The following is a 16007-nucleotide window of genomic DNA, read 5'->3' on the forward strand; positions in this document are numbered from 1 at the left end:
GCCTAAATAAAAACTACAACCATGAGCGACAAGACCCGCTATTCCGACGAGGAGCTCCAGGAATTCAAGGAGCTTATCCTCCAGAAACTCGATAAAGCTCAGAAGGAATACGACTCCCTCCGCGGCCTTATCAACAACACTGACGGCAACGACACAGCCGATACATCGCCGACTTTCAAAATACTCGAAGAGGGTGCGAGCACCCTTTCAAAAGAAGAAGCCGGCCAGCTCGCGCAGCGCCAGAAAAAGTTCATCCAGCATCTCCAGAACGCGCTGATCCGTATCGAAAACAAGACCTACGGCATCTGCTGCGAAACAGGTGAACTGATTCCGAAGGAACGTCTGCGCGCTGTCCCCCATGCAACCCGCAGTGTCGAAGCGAAAAACGCCCAGAAAAAGAAATAAGATAAAATCCCGCCTGTCAACCGACAGCAAAAAAACATATCACAACTGACCGAATAATGCGTAGCAGAGCTACACTCGTCCTCGTCATCACAATCCTCGTGGTGATTCTCGACCAAGCATCGAAAATCTGGATTAAGACCCATTTCTATCTCGGGGAAGATGTCAAAATCTTCTCGTGGTTCTATCTGTATTTCATCGAAAACAACGGAATGGCCTTCGGGATGGAACTTGGAAGCAAACTTGCGCTGACCCTGTTCAGAATAGTCGCCGTCGGATTCCTGATATGGTACGTAGTCAAAATCTATGCACTGCGCACCATCCCGCGCGGCTATCTCGTCTGCTTGGCATTCATCATCGCAGGCGCAGCGGGCAACATATTCGATTGTGTCTTCTACGGACTCATCTTCGATAATCCCGCGCCTCCGCAGGTGGCCTCTCTCTTTCCTGCCGGCGGAGGCTACGCCCCGATTTTCCTCGGACGCGTGGTCGACATGCTCTACTTTCCTCTGTTCAGTTTTATATGGCCATCGTGGATGCCTTGGGTCGGCGGACAGCAATTCCTTTTCTTCCAGCCGATTTTCAACCTTGCCGATGCCGCTATTTCGTGTGGAATCATAGCTTTGATAATATTTTACCACAGCTACATCCTTCCGCCCAAGGCTCTCGCGGAGCTTCCGGAAAGATGAATACTGTTGTTCTAACACGCAGCCCCAGATTGCCACACCAAACATCCTGATATCCTATGCGCCGTCTTTTCCCTGTCATAGCCACAATGATTATTCTTGCCGCCTGCAGCAAGACACCCGGCTATGTCATTTCCGAAGGCAAGATGGCCGAAATCATGGCCGACCTCCACACAGGCGAAGCAGTGGTCGACGCCAACGGCTCGACATATCGTAAGGATTCTGTAAAACAAGCTTTCATGCAGTCGATATGTATGCGCCACGGAGTCACCACCCAGCAGCTCGACACATCGCTTTACTGGTACGGACAGAATCTACAGGAATATATAAAGGTGTACGACAAGACCATCTCCATCCTTGAGTCGCGCATAGCCGAAACCGAAAAAGCAGGCGGAAAGAGCAGCGACCGTCCGCAGAGCATCAGTCTCGACGGCGACTCCGTCAATCTATGGCACGGACCGGCTTCTCTCCGCAACAGCGCCAACAATCCGTCGGAATTCCTCACCTTCACATTCAACACCGACAAGAACTGGGAACGCGGCGACCGATACACAGTGTCGGCAACACCGATCAATCCACATTCGGCTATTTTCATGACAATTGTGGCCACCTACAATGACGGCACTGCCGAGTATGTCACACTCAGTGAAGGCTCTGAAGGCAAAAAGAGCCTCACACTCGTGCTCGACTCCGCAAAGGCCGCCACTACTGTCTACGGAACAATACACTATGCACCCAAGAAGGGTGAAATCTCATATCTCGACTCAATATCGGTTGTCCGTACCCGCGGACGCAACGACAACGCCGCAGCCCGCCGAGGACAGCAGACAATAAAAATGAGATGATTGCTTCATCTCATTTTTTCCTCCCCCCCACTTCTGTTTTAACTGTTTTACACGACACACACCTCCCACACCTTTATAAAAATATTAGTTGTAAAAATAATGGAATCCCAAGTCTCAGTGCGTGCCCACGCCGTGATTTTCGACAAGCAGGTCTACCGCAACTGCATCGTCAGCTACTCCCCCGCCGACAATACATCAGCTCCGCGCATCATTCCATTCTCGACCGAGGTACATTCGACCACATCCTACAACGGCATCATCATCTTCGCCCCACTCGGTTTCACGCTCCCACCCGAACTCGACATGCCACATGCCATCGCTGCGCCAGGTGGATATACAGACCTACTCAACCGTCTGGCTGAAGCCATCCCCGTCTGCGGTCAATCCGCCCACTCGGTCATTCTTCTTCCGCTCTGAAACAAGCATCCACACAATTTTTCACGGCCTATGACGTTATTATATCGTAGAATAAGGGGCTGTTTTAATTAACAGTCTCCAAGATAATAACCGAATCACATGCAAGGCCGTAGCTACCGTCATATATCCCTTCTGTTCTTTCTTTCGCCCCTGCTTGCCCTCATAGGCTACTCACAGGTGAAAATCCACGGTAAAATCACCGATGCCCAAGGCGAACCCGTCGAGTTTGCAACCGTACGCATAGACGGGACTGCCATAGGCACAACCTCAGGGCTCGACGGCGACTATTCGCTCTCGTGTCCGGCCTCAGACACAATCACAATCCACTTCTCGTGTATCGGTTTCCGGGAAGAGACACGCAGGCTGATCGACGCATCAGGCGACGTGACACTCAACATGCGCCTGCAACTCACCACCGAAATGCTCCAGCAGGTCGAAGTCACCGAACTGAAAAAACAGACAGGCTCGATCGCCACCATCGATGCCTCCGAACTGCGCAAGAACCCCGATGCGTCGGGCGGTAGTGTCGAATCGCTCATCACGACAATGGCCGGTGTGACCGGTTCGAATGAAATGTCGTCGCAATACTCCGTCCGTGGCGGCTCGTATGATGAAAACTCGGTCTACATCAATGGCATAGAGGTCTATCGTCCGCTCCTTGTTTCCTCTGGCCAGCAGGAAGGGCTCAGCATCATCAACCCCGACCTTGTCGGAGCTATCGGATTCTCGACAGGCGGTTTCCCGGCTGAATATGGCGACAAAATGTCGTCGGTCCTTGACATCACCTACCGCCAGCCCGAAGCTTTCGAAGGCTCTCTGTCAGCAAGTCTCATGGGAGCGACTCTCGCTATCGGCCAAGGCTCTAAAAAATTCTCTCAGCTTCATGGTGTACGCTACAAACGCAACTCATCCCTCCTTAGCTCAATGGACACAAAGGGCGAGTATGACCCCACATTTTTTGACTACCAGACCAGCCTCAACTGGCAGCTCTCGCCGAAATTCAAGCTGTCGTTTCTCGGCAATATAGCCCTCAACAACTACAAATTCACTCCTCAGAACCGCACCACGACCTTCGGCACATCAATGGATGCGAAGCAGTTCACTGTCTATTTCGACGGACATGAAAAAGACCGCTTCGACACATATTTCGGAGCCGTCTCGCTTGACTACCGTGTCAGCCGCTCGACAAATCTCGGCCTTGTAGCCTCGGCCTATCTGACTGACGAACTCGTGGCCTACGACATTTCGGGCGAATACTGGCTCGATCAGGCAGGCGACTCGAACGTCGGCGGCGAACTCGGCGTCGGGCGCTATCACGAACATGCCCGTAACCGCCTCAAAGCATCAGTGCTTTCTCTGGCGTTCAAAGGAGAGACAGCCTTAAACCAGCGCCACACTCTCACCTACGGACTTTCCGTGCAGGGCGAAAACATAATGGACCGCTCCCGCGAATGGGAACTCAGGGATTCAGCCGGCTTCTCGCTGCCGTCCGACGGCATAAACCTGCGGATGATCTACAACCTTGACTCGCATCACGACCTTTCGTCAACACGCTTCGCAGCGTTCGCTCAGGACGCATGGAAATTCAATACGTCAGCCGGATTCCTGACACTCAACGCCGGACTCCGCCTCAGCTACTGGAGTTTCAACAAAGAACTTCTGCTCAGTCCGCGCGTAACTGTCGGATTCGTTCCTGAAAAACACCCATCGTGGGCACTCCGGTTTGCCACCGGACTCTACTATCAAAGCCCCTTCTACAAAGAATACCGCATGCCTGTCAGCGATGAGAACGGCAATCAGACCATCAATCTCAACACCGACATCAAATCGCAGCGCAGTTTCCACCTCATAGCAGGCACGGATTATACATTCCGTGCACTCAGCCGTCCGTTCAAACTATCCGGAGAGATTTACTACAAGGCTCTTTCCGATCTTGTACCTTACGAAATAGACAATCTGAAAATCGTCTATTCAGGGCTCAATGAAAGTTCGGGCTATGCGGCAGGTATAGACCTCAAGCTGTTCGGACAGTTCGTGCCGGGGAGTGATTCGTGGGTCAGCTTCTCGCTGATGAAAACGAGCGAGACAATCCACGGAGTCAAAGTCCCGCGCCCGACTGACCGCGGCTATAGCCTCGGTCTTTTCTTCACGGACTACTTTCCGAAATTCCCCAAACTTAAATTCGCGCTCAGAGGCATATTCATGGACGGACTCCCTGCCACAGCCCCCCGGTCGACACGCGACAAGGGATATTTCCGCATGCCCCCCTACAAGCGAGTCGACATAGGCCTTTCCTATGCCCTACTCTCACCGCTCAAAGAGGGTGAAAGCCGAAGCGGTTTTGCCAGACACTTCAAAAGTGTGTGGCTCGGCGTCGACGTGTTCAACCTCCTCGACATTTCAAACGTAGCCTCCTACTACTGGGTGACCGATGTCAACGAAATCCAGTATGCCGTCCCCAACTATCTCACGCGCCGTCAGCTCAACGTCCGTCTGACAGTCGATTTCTAATCCGACAATATTCCTCCCCACCTCCCATAATATTTGCCGAACAATGAAAATCAACAGCCCACGTTTACTTTCGCAAGTGACCTTTATGCTCCTGCTCTTCATGTCGCTCTCAACAACAGCCTCAGCACAGACGCAGGATATCGAAGAGCGCATAGAGTACATTAATTCCTATGTCAACACCAATCCCGACAGCGCACTGATACTCTGCGAAGAAGCCCTTGCCGGAAAACTCGGAAAAGAAAACGAGGCTCGTACAGCACTCCTCACCATAAGCGGCAACGCATATTTCACCCTCGGCGATAATGCAAACGCCATCCGTTATTTCAACCGTGCCGTCGATACGGCCATCGGGGGAAATGACACCATCGGCTGTGTCAACGCACTTTCGGATCTTGGTGTGGCCTATAGGGTCAACCAGCAGCCTGATTCAGCACTCATTTGCTACAACCGCGCACTGTCGCTGCTCGAAAACAGCGACGACCCTTTTCTCGAATCAAATATCCTGATATCCATTTCAATCCTCTTCGGCCATCAGCGCCGTTATGGCGAAGCAATCTCGTTTGCTGAAAAAGGCGTAGCGAAAGCCATGATGACCGACGACATCGAAACCCAGATATATGCCGTCTCCACTCTGGGGACAGCACTGTTTCTCGACGGGCAGAAAGACCGCGGACTCGCCGAACAGCGCAAAATCATACAGGTCGCCGAGCGCAAAGGAGTCCCGCGCTACATACTCAAGACATATGCTTCCATCATATCCATGCACCACAGGCTCGGAAACCAAGACTCGGTCAGATATTATATCAGACGCGGCGAGGCGCTGATGCCTAAAGTCCCGGCCGCCTCGGTCGAATCAATCGGATTCATGGAACAGAGTTTCATGCTCCTGACATCAATGGGAAGATATAAGGAAAGCCTCGACATACAGAAAAAGATTCTTGAGATGAACGATTCGAGGCCGTTCCTTCCGCTCAACCGTCTATGGCAACGCATAGCGCTCAACTACAAGGGACTCGGCGACATCGAAAACACGGCCGATGCCTATGAACGGTCCATAGCCTTTACCGACAGCATCTACGACACACGCCTCGACGAGCAGATGGCAGAATTCAATGTCAGATACCAGACGGCCGAGAAAGAACTTCAGATTTCGCGTCTGGAAACAGCGAAAGCACGTCGCGACACCATTCTCACAATCATAGCCGCCGTCCTGACGATAGGCGCAATCGCGTTCTACGTATGGTCGCGCAACCGCCGTCGCAAAATCGAACTCCAGACAGTCCGCGCACAGCTCGACGGCATCGAGCAGGAGCGCGCACGTCTTGCCCACGAGCTCCACGACGGTGTCTGCAACGACCTTCTCGGCCTTGAGCTGATGACGGCCGCCAAAAACTATGACCATGACGAATTCACCTCCATGCTCAAAACAGTGCGCAAGGAAGTAAGATCGATTTCCCACGAACTCCTTCCTCCGCGCTTCAACGGACTGTCGCTATCACAGCTGCTCTATGCCTACGTCCAGCAGAGCGACGGGCTGATGACATTGGAGACATCTGTCGGAGAGACCGAACTGTCACCGCTTCAGTCAGTCAATCTCTACCGTATCGTACAGGAATGGACAGGAAATCTACGGACACACAACAATCCGACATACATCGAGATTAAACTCGACAGCGACCCTAACCTGACCACACTTGAAATCACCGACAACGGAACGCCGTTTGACCCGGATTGCAACCAAAGCAGAGGACTCGGAATTGAAAACATCAAACACCGAATAAAAGCACTGAACGGCATCTGGACAGTCCGACGTGAGGGTTCAACCAATGTAATGACCGTAAAAATATCGACAAATCAAAGCTAAAAACACACCGCATCACGGAAATCCGTGATTTATATCTCATCATCATTGCCTAATTTTGTGGTGTGAATCCTCATTCCCCCCGACCAATGGCAAAATCTGATTTAAATATCCTCCTTGTCGATGACCACGAAATAGTGCTTCGAGGCATGCGCCACCTCATTGAGGACATTCTGGATTCAGAATGCCGGGTCGATTGTGCGAAGACCGCGGCCGAGGCGCTGTCGGCCACCTCTGCGCAGCACTATGACCTCTGCCTGCTCGACATCGAGCTCCCTGACTCGCCGGGCATAGAACTATTGCATAAAATCAGGGAAAAATCACCCGGCATCAAGATTATAGTCAACACCATCCATGAAGAATTGTGGGTAATGAAGGATTATTTTGATGCCAACGTTGAAGGCATACTTTTCAAAGACGTCCTTTCATCTGAAATCGCACAGGCAATCCACGTCGTCACCGACGGTGGAACCTATTTCTGCAACCGTGCCAACCGTCTCAAGCTTTCTCTCGACAGGAGCGACTTACCCACTCCGAAGGAACTTGAGGTACTCCACATGCTCGCCAACGGCAAAAAGACCGACGATATCGCTGCCGAAATGCACCTTAGCACCAATACTATCGAAACACACCGTCGCCACCTCTTGAGCAAGCTAAATGCAAGGAATTCAGCCGAACTGGTGCTGAAAGCAGTGAAACAGGGACTGATACAGACTACACGAAAATAAAAAATAGCACACCGGCTTGGGAATAATGCCTGTGCGAACGATTATATCTATATATTTATTCAATCATTATCATTCATCATTATGAAAAAGCTATTTTTCACACTGATGCTTACCTGCATCACATGTCTGTCATTCGTAGCATGTGGCGGCTCTTCGTGGAACAGAGATCGCGCCAACGAACTTGCTGAAATCCCTCTTGACCAACTCACCAAAGAGAACTTTGACGAAATGCTCTCTCAACTCACTGCCGGATTGGAAATAATAAAGAATATCCCTGTCACCGAAGGAGATCTCCCGGAAGAAATGAAACCCGACAACGAGGCATTGGCAGATCTCTTGGGTAAAATGCAACAGGCTTCATTCATGAAGAAAAAAATCGGTCTCACAGACGACCAGCTCGCCGAATTTGACAAAATCATGCGTAATATCCAAGATATATTACAGGAAAAAATGCAGGAGATGAAGGAACAGCGCAAGTAACCATTGCCACTCCATCCCGATTTTATTGCCACATATCTACTATATACGTCTTAAATTCGTAAGGAATCATGAAATTTTTCAACCGACTGTCCAAACTTCTCTTTCCCTGCGCGTTAATGATGACTGCCTCGACCGCACTCGCACAGATTAATCTCGCCGGTGTCTACGAAGCCAATGTTTCACGGAAACAGATATATCTTTCTGCCGATTTCATCAACGGCACTAAAGACTTCACTCAAGTGTTTTCAGGCAAGACTGCCTCATTCCAGACACTTCCTGAAGACTTCATGAATGCCAAGAAGCTAAAAAAGAACTTTCAGGGCACAACCGCCCCGGCATTCGCACGATATAAGGAAAAAACGCTGTTCACTCTTACTGAAGAACTAAGGATAACAAATCCGGTACTCACCGACGGAGTACTTACCGCCGACTGGGAAAGCACCGACCGCAAAAAAGGTAAATGCTACATAATCGTCATGCCCGACAGAAGCATGAGGATTCTCGGCCTTACAGGACTTGAACGCTCGCTCAGCCCTGACGATGTCACTCTCGCCCTCGTCGAAGACCGCCTGCCGGCCGGGACTACACCCTATATCACACCGCAGGACAAATACGACTTCATTATGGACGAATACAAGCGTAAGTTCCTCAACCCGCCGTCATGTGATTCACGCAACGGTATCCCCGGTGTGAAAGTCGCCATCGCTCCTGAAAGAATCCGCCGATGCGGCAACGATATCGTATTCTATCCTGTGTGGACAAACCGCAACACGAAGGAATGCACCATATCTGTCGACGGAAACCCGTTTGACACAAACACCTATGCCGCCATCGACGGCGACGGCGACGGCAGCTACTCGGCAAACATGGACAAATATACGTTTAATTTGCCGACAGGAAACGAGGCTGTGGCCAACTTTATATATATCAGCAAAGTGCCCCTTACGGCAAAGATGATTACGTCGCTCAAGGTGACAGGCCGTGCCCCATCCTCGCCCAAATCAACCACACAGAACCCCTACGGAAAATTTGACTATATCTTCACTAATATTCCTATTCCTGAACTTCCCGAATCGAACATCCCCGGATGTGTGTTCACCGACTCCGAAATCATACTGGAAATCCTGAGCGTGGAGAAAGAAGGAAAAGACCTCGTTGTCGAATTCACGCTGCTCAACAACGGGAAAAAAGATAAAATCTTCTACGCCGACAATTTCGGCAAGGGTTCTGCACGCACAACCGACGGCGAAGAACTCAAATCGCAGACCTCACTGCCGGAGTCGCTTCCTGCCGGTGAAAAAGCGAAAGGAAGACTTGTTGTGGCCGGAGGCGCGGCAGAGCAATTCTCAACCATCCGTCAGTCCTTCTCTATCAGAGAGCGTGGAATGAACTACGACAGTCAACTCATACTCCGTAACCTACCACAGAAATAAATCATGAAAACATTAAGATTACTGGCAAGCGCTGTCATAGCCATGACTGTTGCAACACTCCTCTACTCATGCGGTGAGAGCTACCCCACGGCCTATGTCGCCGTCGGCTATCCCGGAACTGAGATAAAAGAAGAAGCCTCGGCCGAAGCCCCCGATGTGGCTCACGCAAACTACGGCGAAATCTTCAAAATCATCAGCAAGCCGGCCGACGGATTCGTGAAAGTGAGGAATATCGCCACCGGAGTGGAAGGATTTCTCGACACACTCCAGATTTCACATCAAATCGATTCACTCCGCACTCCTGAGCTCCTTGAAGCCGAGCCTGACGAGGCATACCTGATCCACATCGAAACCAACGATGAATGGGAAAACACCACAGGCTGGGCATTATGGCTCGACGGCCAACAAGTGAAGGCCATGAAGACAGCTTCGATGATCTACGCCACAGGTATGATGCGCGACTATCAGACCTATTACAAGGGAGAGGCCAAAGAAGGCTACATACTCCTTACCGAACAAATTGAACCCGGTGAAGAATCCGGCATCAGGCTGGATGTCCCGATAATCATCTGGGAGGACATCGCCAACACGGCAGGAATCTTTGAAAACGGATTTCTATTCACACCCGGAGGGCAGCTCTTTGCCGGCGATGACTCCGAGTGGGGCATCTGACAATTTCTTTCAGGCATCCTCTCTACCGGTGTCTGAAACATTCACCTCATCCATTACCTGACTTTTAGTTGCTTTTTCCGTGATTCTTCCCTGCCGGCTTGGATGCAGGGAAGAATTTTTTATGCAAACGCCTACCCGGCAAACCAATAGACACCAAGGAGCGTTCTGATTAATAGACACGTGTTGTGATTATGTCACAACACGTCTGATTTTTTCTTATTTTTGCAGCGTAGAAACGAAAATGTCATAATGAGAATCATAATTGCAGGCGACGGAGAGACGGGAACACACCTTGCCAACACACTCTCTGTCGAAAACCAGGACATAGTATTGATGGGCACGGACAGCGAACATCTTGCCGAACTTGATGCCGTCAGCAACTTCATCACGTTTGAAGGAAGCCCGATGTCGGTCACAAACCTGATGCAATGCGGCGTCGACAAGGCCGACCTTTTTATCGCCGTCACCCCCGACGAGACCGTAAACCTGATAGCCTGTGAACTTGCCAAAGATTGCGGCGCACGAAAATGTGTCGCCCGCGTCGACAATCCGGAATTCGACACGGAAAAAGTGAGGACAATGTTCCGCAACCGAGGGGTCGACATGACGATTTTTCCCGAAAAACTCGCAGCCGCAGAAATCGCAGGCTTCATCGACCACAACTGGGTCAGCGAATGGTCGCGGTTCAACAAAGGCGAACTGTTTGTGGTAGGCGTGCGCATGGAGGCAGGTGGCGAACTGTGTGACAAACATCTCTACGAAGTGCCCAACACCCCACGCCTGTTTCACGTATCGGCAATCAAGCGCGGAAACGAAATCATAATCCCGCGAGGCAGTGACCTGCTTCTCGAAGGCGACACCATATATTTCTCAGTGCTTCCCCACAACATTGACCTGCTGCCGGCATTGTGCGGTAAGAATGTCACCCATGTGAAACGCATCATGATTTCAGGTGCGGGACGCGTGACCGAACATCTCCTTGAACTCATCGAAGCGGACTACGATATCACCGTCATCGATCCCGACAAAGAGCGATGCCGGACGATAGCGTCGCGTTTCCCGAAAACAGTGGTGATAAACGCCACTGCCAACGATGTCGTCACACTCAAGGAAGAAGGCATCGACAGCTGCAATATGTTTCTCGCCCTTACGGGAAGTTCCGAGAAGAATATCGTGTCATGTATGGTCGCGCGCGAACACAAAGTCGCCAAGACACTTGCCCGAATCGAGGAACTGCAATATGTGCCCGAAGCCAAGAGCCTGTCGATTGACAAGATTATCAACAAGAAACTCCTCAATGCAGGAAGGATTCTCAGTCTGCTTCTCGACACCGACGCCGACGCCACGCAAAGCTTTGCGTTTGACAATGCCGAAATCGCCTGCATGACAGCTCCGGCGGAATCTAAAATCGTATCCCGCCCCATCTATCAGCTATCACTCCCGCGCGAACTTACCGTAGGCGGAGTCATACGCGACGGAGAGGGAATGCTCGTCGAGGGACGCACCCAGATTCAGCCGGGCGACAACGTTGTGGTGTTCTTCATTCCGGGCGCTCTCGGCAAAGTGGAACGTCTGTTCAGATAAAAAAAAACGGCATGCACATGAAAAATACGCTTAAAATAAAGCCTATTGTCAGGATAATGGGCCGTCTGGTCCTGATTGAATCGCTCATGCTACTTATCCCACTTGCAGTCTGCCTCTGTTATGGAGAGAGCGAGTGGAAAGGATTTGCAATCGCAGCCGTGGCAGCCGCTGTGGCCGGAGGCATAGCGGAGCGGTCCACGCGCCATGTCTCGACAGCCATCCATGCCCGCGAAGGTTTCATCATCACCGCGCTCATCTGGATCGTATTCGGTCTTTTCGGCCTCATTCCCTTCATGACCGCCACCCACCCGATAGGATTCACCGACGCTATGTTCGAGACCATCTCAGGCTTCACGACGACAGGCGCAAGCATGATAACAGATGTCGAGCAACAGTCACACGGCATACTTTTCTGGCGTGCCTTCACCCAATGGATAGGCGGTCTCGGCATAATACTCTTCATGCTTGCAGTGCTCCCCGAGCTAAACAAGGCTGTCGGCATCTCGATGTTCAACGCCGAAGCGACCGGCATCACCCACAGCAAACTCCATCCCCGCATCCGGCAGACGGCCCTGTCGCTTTGGGGCATATACGTGATACTCACCGTAGTCTCGATAATCCTTCTGTGGTGCGGACCGATGAATTTTTTCGACAGCGTGTGCCAGACATTCGCAGCTGTGGCCACGGGAGGATTCACGACACGCAATGCCGGACTTGCCTACTGGGACTCCGACTATGTGCTCGTGGTACTTACCGCAGTGATGTTCATCGCGGGAATCAATTTCATGCTGCTCCACACGGCATGGAAAAACGGTATCCGCGAGCTCCTGTCAAATGATGTGCTGAAAGCATTCGTCGCCATAGTACTTGTCGCCTATCTCCTGCTCCTGCTTTCGTCACTGCTCCAAGGCGGCAATACAGGCATCGACCGTCTGCTCGTCTATCCGCTTTTCCACATAATGTCGGCCATCACATCGACAGGCTTTTCAATCACCGGCGCAGAAGGCTGGGGATCATTTTCGCTGTTCCTGACAATACTTCTCATGCTCTGCGGTGCTTGCACAGGCTCGACGTCGGGCGGAATCAAAATCGACCGACTCATCGTGTTGCGACGCAATTTCCGCAATGAAATCAACAAGACGGTGTTTCCGAAGCGCACCTATGTCGTGAATCTCAACGGCAGTTCCCTTCAGAGCAGCCTCGTTTCGCGCATTTCAGCGTTCGTCACGCTCTATATGCTGACGGTAGTGATTTCGACAGCCGTCATCACGCTCTTCGGTTACTCCTTCACGGACTCCCTTTTCATGACATGTTCCTGCATCGGCTGCAACGGTCTCGGATATGGAGCGACCGGAGCTGAAGGGTCATTCATAATGCTTCCAGAAGCTGTCAAATGGCTGCTGATACTGAACATGCTTGTCGGGCGTCTCGAACTTTTCACCTTCCTCGTGTTCCTTCTGCCGTCATTCTGGAAACGCTGATTCCAAGACTTCACATCATCTCGAAATTATTGTTAAAGATGCTCTTAAGCCCCATGATTACCTATAGCAAAATGCAAGCATTTTAAAGCTGCTAACGGAATATTGTCATTAAAATTCAGTGGTTTAAGTTTTTTTAACCCATGATTGGTTTTCTTATCAATTTTAGTTGGTAAATTTGCATGCTATATAACATAGTTGCACGGCACAGGTCATGATTAAAAGTACAATTGATAAAATCCTTACCGAAGAACTCACGGAAATCTGGACGCTCCTCTCAAATGAAGAAAAGCGCCAGATTATTGATAATTTTACCATCCATAAATACAAAAAAAACAAGATTATCTACGCCGAAGGCGACGAGCCTGAATTCCTATGGGCCCTCATCGACGGCAAGGTGAAAAAATTCAAAGACGGAGTCGGTGGCCGTGTGCAGATTCTCCGTCTCATCAATCCGGGACAGTATTTCGGTTACCGCGCACATTTTGCAGGCGAACGCTACGTGTCGAGCGCAGCGACTCTTGAAGAATCCGTACTCGGAACTATCCCCATGACGCTTGTCGACGAGATGATTACCAAAAATAACCGTCTCGCCTTGTTTTTCATCCACGAGCTTTCACACAATCTCGGAAATTCCGACACCAAAATCGTCAACCTCACCCAGAAACATATCCGTGCTCGCCTCGCGGAAGCCCTGCTCGTGTTGCGCGACAACTATGGCTATGAGGAAGACGACAATATGACGCTCAAAATCTATATGGCACGCGAGGATCTCGCAAACCTCTCCAACATGACCACATCGAACGCCATAAGGACTCTGTCGAATTTCGGAAGCGAGAAAATCATCGTTGTCGACGGACGAAAAATAAAGATTCTCAACGAACCGCTGTTACGTAAAATTTCAAAATTCGGATAACATGCCTGCCCGGGCGACATCCATAATGTCGCGTGCCGAAAAGATTCCGACAGAAAAATGCGCTGCAATGTGAGGCTCTAATTCCCCTCCCACCGACTATGAGATAGTATAATCCAGACCATCTGCCGAACTTTTCATTTGTAATCAACACTTACACATCCGAACAAATGCCATTTCCGGTTTGTTCACATTTTGGCTTAACCGTCGCCTCTCTTTCAGCTAACGTACATAATGTAATGGATTTTAATACATGTCACAAAAAGTAAAATTCGGTTCTAAGATAGGATTGATCGCCGCGACAGTCGGTTCGGCTGTCGGCCTCGGCAACATATGGCGCTTCCCGGCTGAAACTCAGGCCAACGGAGGCGCAGTCTTTTTACTCATATACATTGCCTGCGTATTCATTCTCGGCATACCTGTGATGACAGCGGAGTTCTCGCTCGGACGCGGAGGAAATTCCGATGCGACAGGAGCATTCCGCAACGTCACTCCCGACAAAAAAGGCTGGTGGCTTGTCGGAGCGCTTGCCATACTCGCATCCTATCTCATCCTTTCGTTCTACATGGTGGTCTCCGGCTGGACGCTTGAATATATGATTCAGTCAATCACAGGCAACCTCTATGCCCCGACAGCCGAAGCCAATACAGCGACACTGACCGGCGAGGAAGCTCTTTTCAGTCAGAAAATGGCCTCATATGTCACGGGGACTTACCGTCCGCTTGTGATGACATTCATCATGATAGCCGCCAACCTGCTTGTGCTGCTAAAAGGGGTGCAGAAAGGGATTGAGAAAATGTCAAACATCATGATGCCACTGCTGTTTGTGCTCCTGCTGGTTTTCTGTGCGGTCTCCCTCACTCTCCCGAAGGCTGCCGACGGAATCGAATACTTCCTCAAACCTGACTTTTCGGCAATGACACCAAAGACTGTGGTCAACGCGCTCGGTCAGGCATTCTTCTCGCTCAGCCTCGCAATGGGCATACTCGTCACTTATTCCAGCTATTATCCCGCCGACACCAAACTTACACGCACCGCCGTCACGGTTTCACTCCTAGACTTGGGCACAGCCATACTGATGGGTCTCATCATATTCCCGGCCGTGATGACCTTCGGTCTCGCCGACCACAATCTTGCAGGCTCGGCCCTCGTCTTCATCACCCTTCCTGAAATTTTCGCACAGATGGGCGGCACACTGTTCTGGTCGACGCTCTTCTTCCTGCTTCTTTCAGTTGCGGCTTTCACCTCGACAATCTCTCTGGCCGAAGTGTCGGTAGCCTTTATGGAATGCCACTTCCGCATGTCGCGCAAGCGTGCGGTGGTCACAGTCGTGACACCTCTTTTCCTCCTTAGTTCAATATGCTCACTTTCGGTCGGGCCATGGAGCGATTTCAAAATAATGGGGCTGACAATCTTCGACTTCCTTGACACGATGGCCACAAATATCATGCTCCCTATAGGCGGAATCCTCCTCTGCATCTATATGGGATGGGTAGCGCCACGCTCATTTTTCCGCAACGAGCTGACCAACAACGGGACACTGACCTCGCACGTTTTCGGCCTCATCGCTTTCATTGTCAAGTGGGTCGCACCTGCGCTCATCGCACTGGTGCTCGTAGGGCAGTTTATCTGACCGTGAGCCAACCATCAGGGAATGGTCTATCCGATAAGATGCCGGAGGATGGAATAGAACATGGCCATATCTTTCCCGATTCGTAGTTTCATGGGAGTTTTGATAAATTTCGTATCTCGGTTTAGGGTATCATGGACCACGTGTTTATTGTACACAACTTCGATTAATCCTTTCTCAATAGGACGGATATCGGCTGCCTGCATGACAATACCATGCAGGAAAATGATTGTAATTATAAGAATAGTCCTCATAAAATGGTTATTATGTGTGAGGATTGAAACTGTTAAGATATTTCATATCTATTCGTGAGGATAATCTGTCTCCTGACTGTCGTATTGAGATTGTGATGACATTGATTGAGAAC

At 50.6% G+C, this 16007-nt stretch carries 14 protein-coding genes; all 14 read left to right on the forward strand.

The genetic code is table 11. From position 1 onward, the window contains the following. Positions 1 to 21: 21 nt before the first annotated feature. The 14 genes from QZ311_RS04515 (at position 22) to QZ311_RS04580 (ending at position 15643) form a co-directional block, all read left to right on the forward strand. Positions 22 to 405, forward strand: coding sequence for a TraR/DksA family transcriptional regulator (locus tag QZ311_RS04515; RefSeq protein WP_123613195.1), 384 nt, complete (start codon positions 22 to 24; stop codon positions 403 to 405). Between the two features lie 56 nt (positions 406 to 461). Next, positions 462 to 1091 carry a lipoprotein signal peptidase gene (locus QZ311_RS04520; RefSeq protein WP_297064556.1) on the forward strand — a complete coding sequence of 210 codons (630 nt, stop codon included), beginning with the start codon at positions 462 to 464 and terminating at the stop codon, positions 1089 to 1091. 56 nt (positions 1092 to 1147) lie between these two features. Continuing rightward, complete coding sequence (locus QZ311_RS04525; RefSeq protein ID WP_297064560.1) at positions 1148 to 1933, forward strand: DUF4296 domain-containing protein; 786 nt, start codon at positions 1148 to 1150, stop codon at positions 1931 to 1933. Between the two features lie 99 nt (positions 1934 to 2032). Beyond that, positions 2033 to 2350 (forward strand): hypothetical protein, encoded by a 318-nt coding sequence (locus QZ311_RS04530; RefSeq protein ID WP_297064563.1) that lies wholly within the window; start codon positions 2033 to 2035, stop codon positions 2348 to 2350. A gap of 99 nt (positions 2351 to 2449) precedes the next feature. Beyond that, a complete protein-coding gene (locus QZ311_RS04535; RefSeq protein WP_297064566.1) occupies positions 2450 to 4861 on the forward strand; it encodes a TonB-dependent receptor in 2412 nt (803 codons plus the stop codon). A gap of 43 nt (positions 4862 to 4904) precedes the next feature. After that, entirely contained in the window at positions 4905 to 6725 is a 1821-nt protein-coding gene (locus QZ311_RS04540) for a tetratricopeptide repeat protein (protein ID WP_297064569.1), read from the forward strand. 86 nt (positions 6726 to 6811) lie between these two features. Further along, positions 6812 to 7450 (forward strand): response regulator transcription factor, encoded by a 639-nt coding sequence (locus tag QZ311_RS04545; RefSeq protein WP_297064572.1) that lies wholly within the window; start codon positions 6812 to 6814, stop codon positions 7448 to 7450. A gap of 81 nt (positions 7451 to 7531) precedes the next feature. Further along, positions 7532 to 7930, forward strand: coding sequence for a hypothetical protein (locus QZ311_RS04550; protein WP_297064576.1), 399 nt, complete (start codon positions 7532 to 7534; stop codon positions 7928 to 7930). Positions 7931 to 7998: 68 nt separating this feature from the next. Then, positions 7999 to 9363: a hypothetical protein gene (locus QZ311_RS04555; RefSeq protein ID WP_297064579.1), complete on the forward strand. Its 1365-nt coding sequence runs from the start codon at positions 7999 to 8001 to the stop codon at positions 9361 to 9363. Positions 9364 to 9366: 3 nt separating this feature from the next. After that, complete coding sequence (locus tag QZ311_RS04560) at positions 9367 to 10035, forward strand: hypothetical protein (protein WP_297064581.1); 669 nt, start codon at positions 9367 to 9369, stop codon at positions 10033 to 10035. 249 nt (positions 10036 to 10284) lie between these two features. Further along, entirely contained in the window at positions 10285 to 11619 is a 1335-nt protein-coding gene (trkA, locus tag QZ311_RS04565) for a Trk system potassium transporter TrkA (protein ID WP_297064584.1), read from the forward strand. 17 nt (positions 11620 to 11636) lie between these two features. After that, positions 11637 to 13100 carry a TrkH family potassium uptake protein gene (locus QZ311_RS04570; RefSeq protein ID WP_297064588.1) on the forward strand — a complete coding sequence of 488 codons (1464 nt, stop codon included), beginning with the start codon at positions 11637 to 11639 and terminating at the stop codon, positions 13098 to 13100. A gap of 211 nt (positions 13101 to 13311) precedes the next feature. Beyond that, positions 13312 to 14013, forward strand: a complete 702-nt coding sequence (locus QZ311_RS04575) for a Crp/Fnr family transcriptional regulator (protein WP_297064592.1) — start codon at positions 13312 to 13314, stop codon at positions 14011 to 14013. A gap of 250 nt (positions 14014 to 14263) precedes the next feature. Beyond that, the gene (locus QZ311_RS04580; protein WP_297064595.1) at positions 14264 to 15643 is read left to right on the forward strand and encodes a sodium-dependent transporter; all 1380 of its coding nucleotides are present in this window, start codon (positions 14264 to 14266) and stop codon (positions 15641 to 15643) included. Positions 15644 to 16007 lie beyond the last annotated feature (364 nt).

This window comes from uncultured Duncaniella sp. (genome assembly GCF_910578445.1).
Lineage (GTDB): Bacteria > Bacteroidota > Bacteroidia > Bacteroidales > Muribaculaceae > Duncaniella.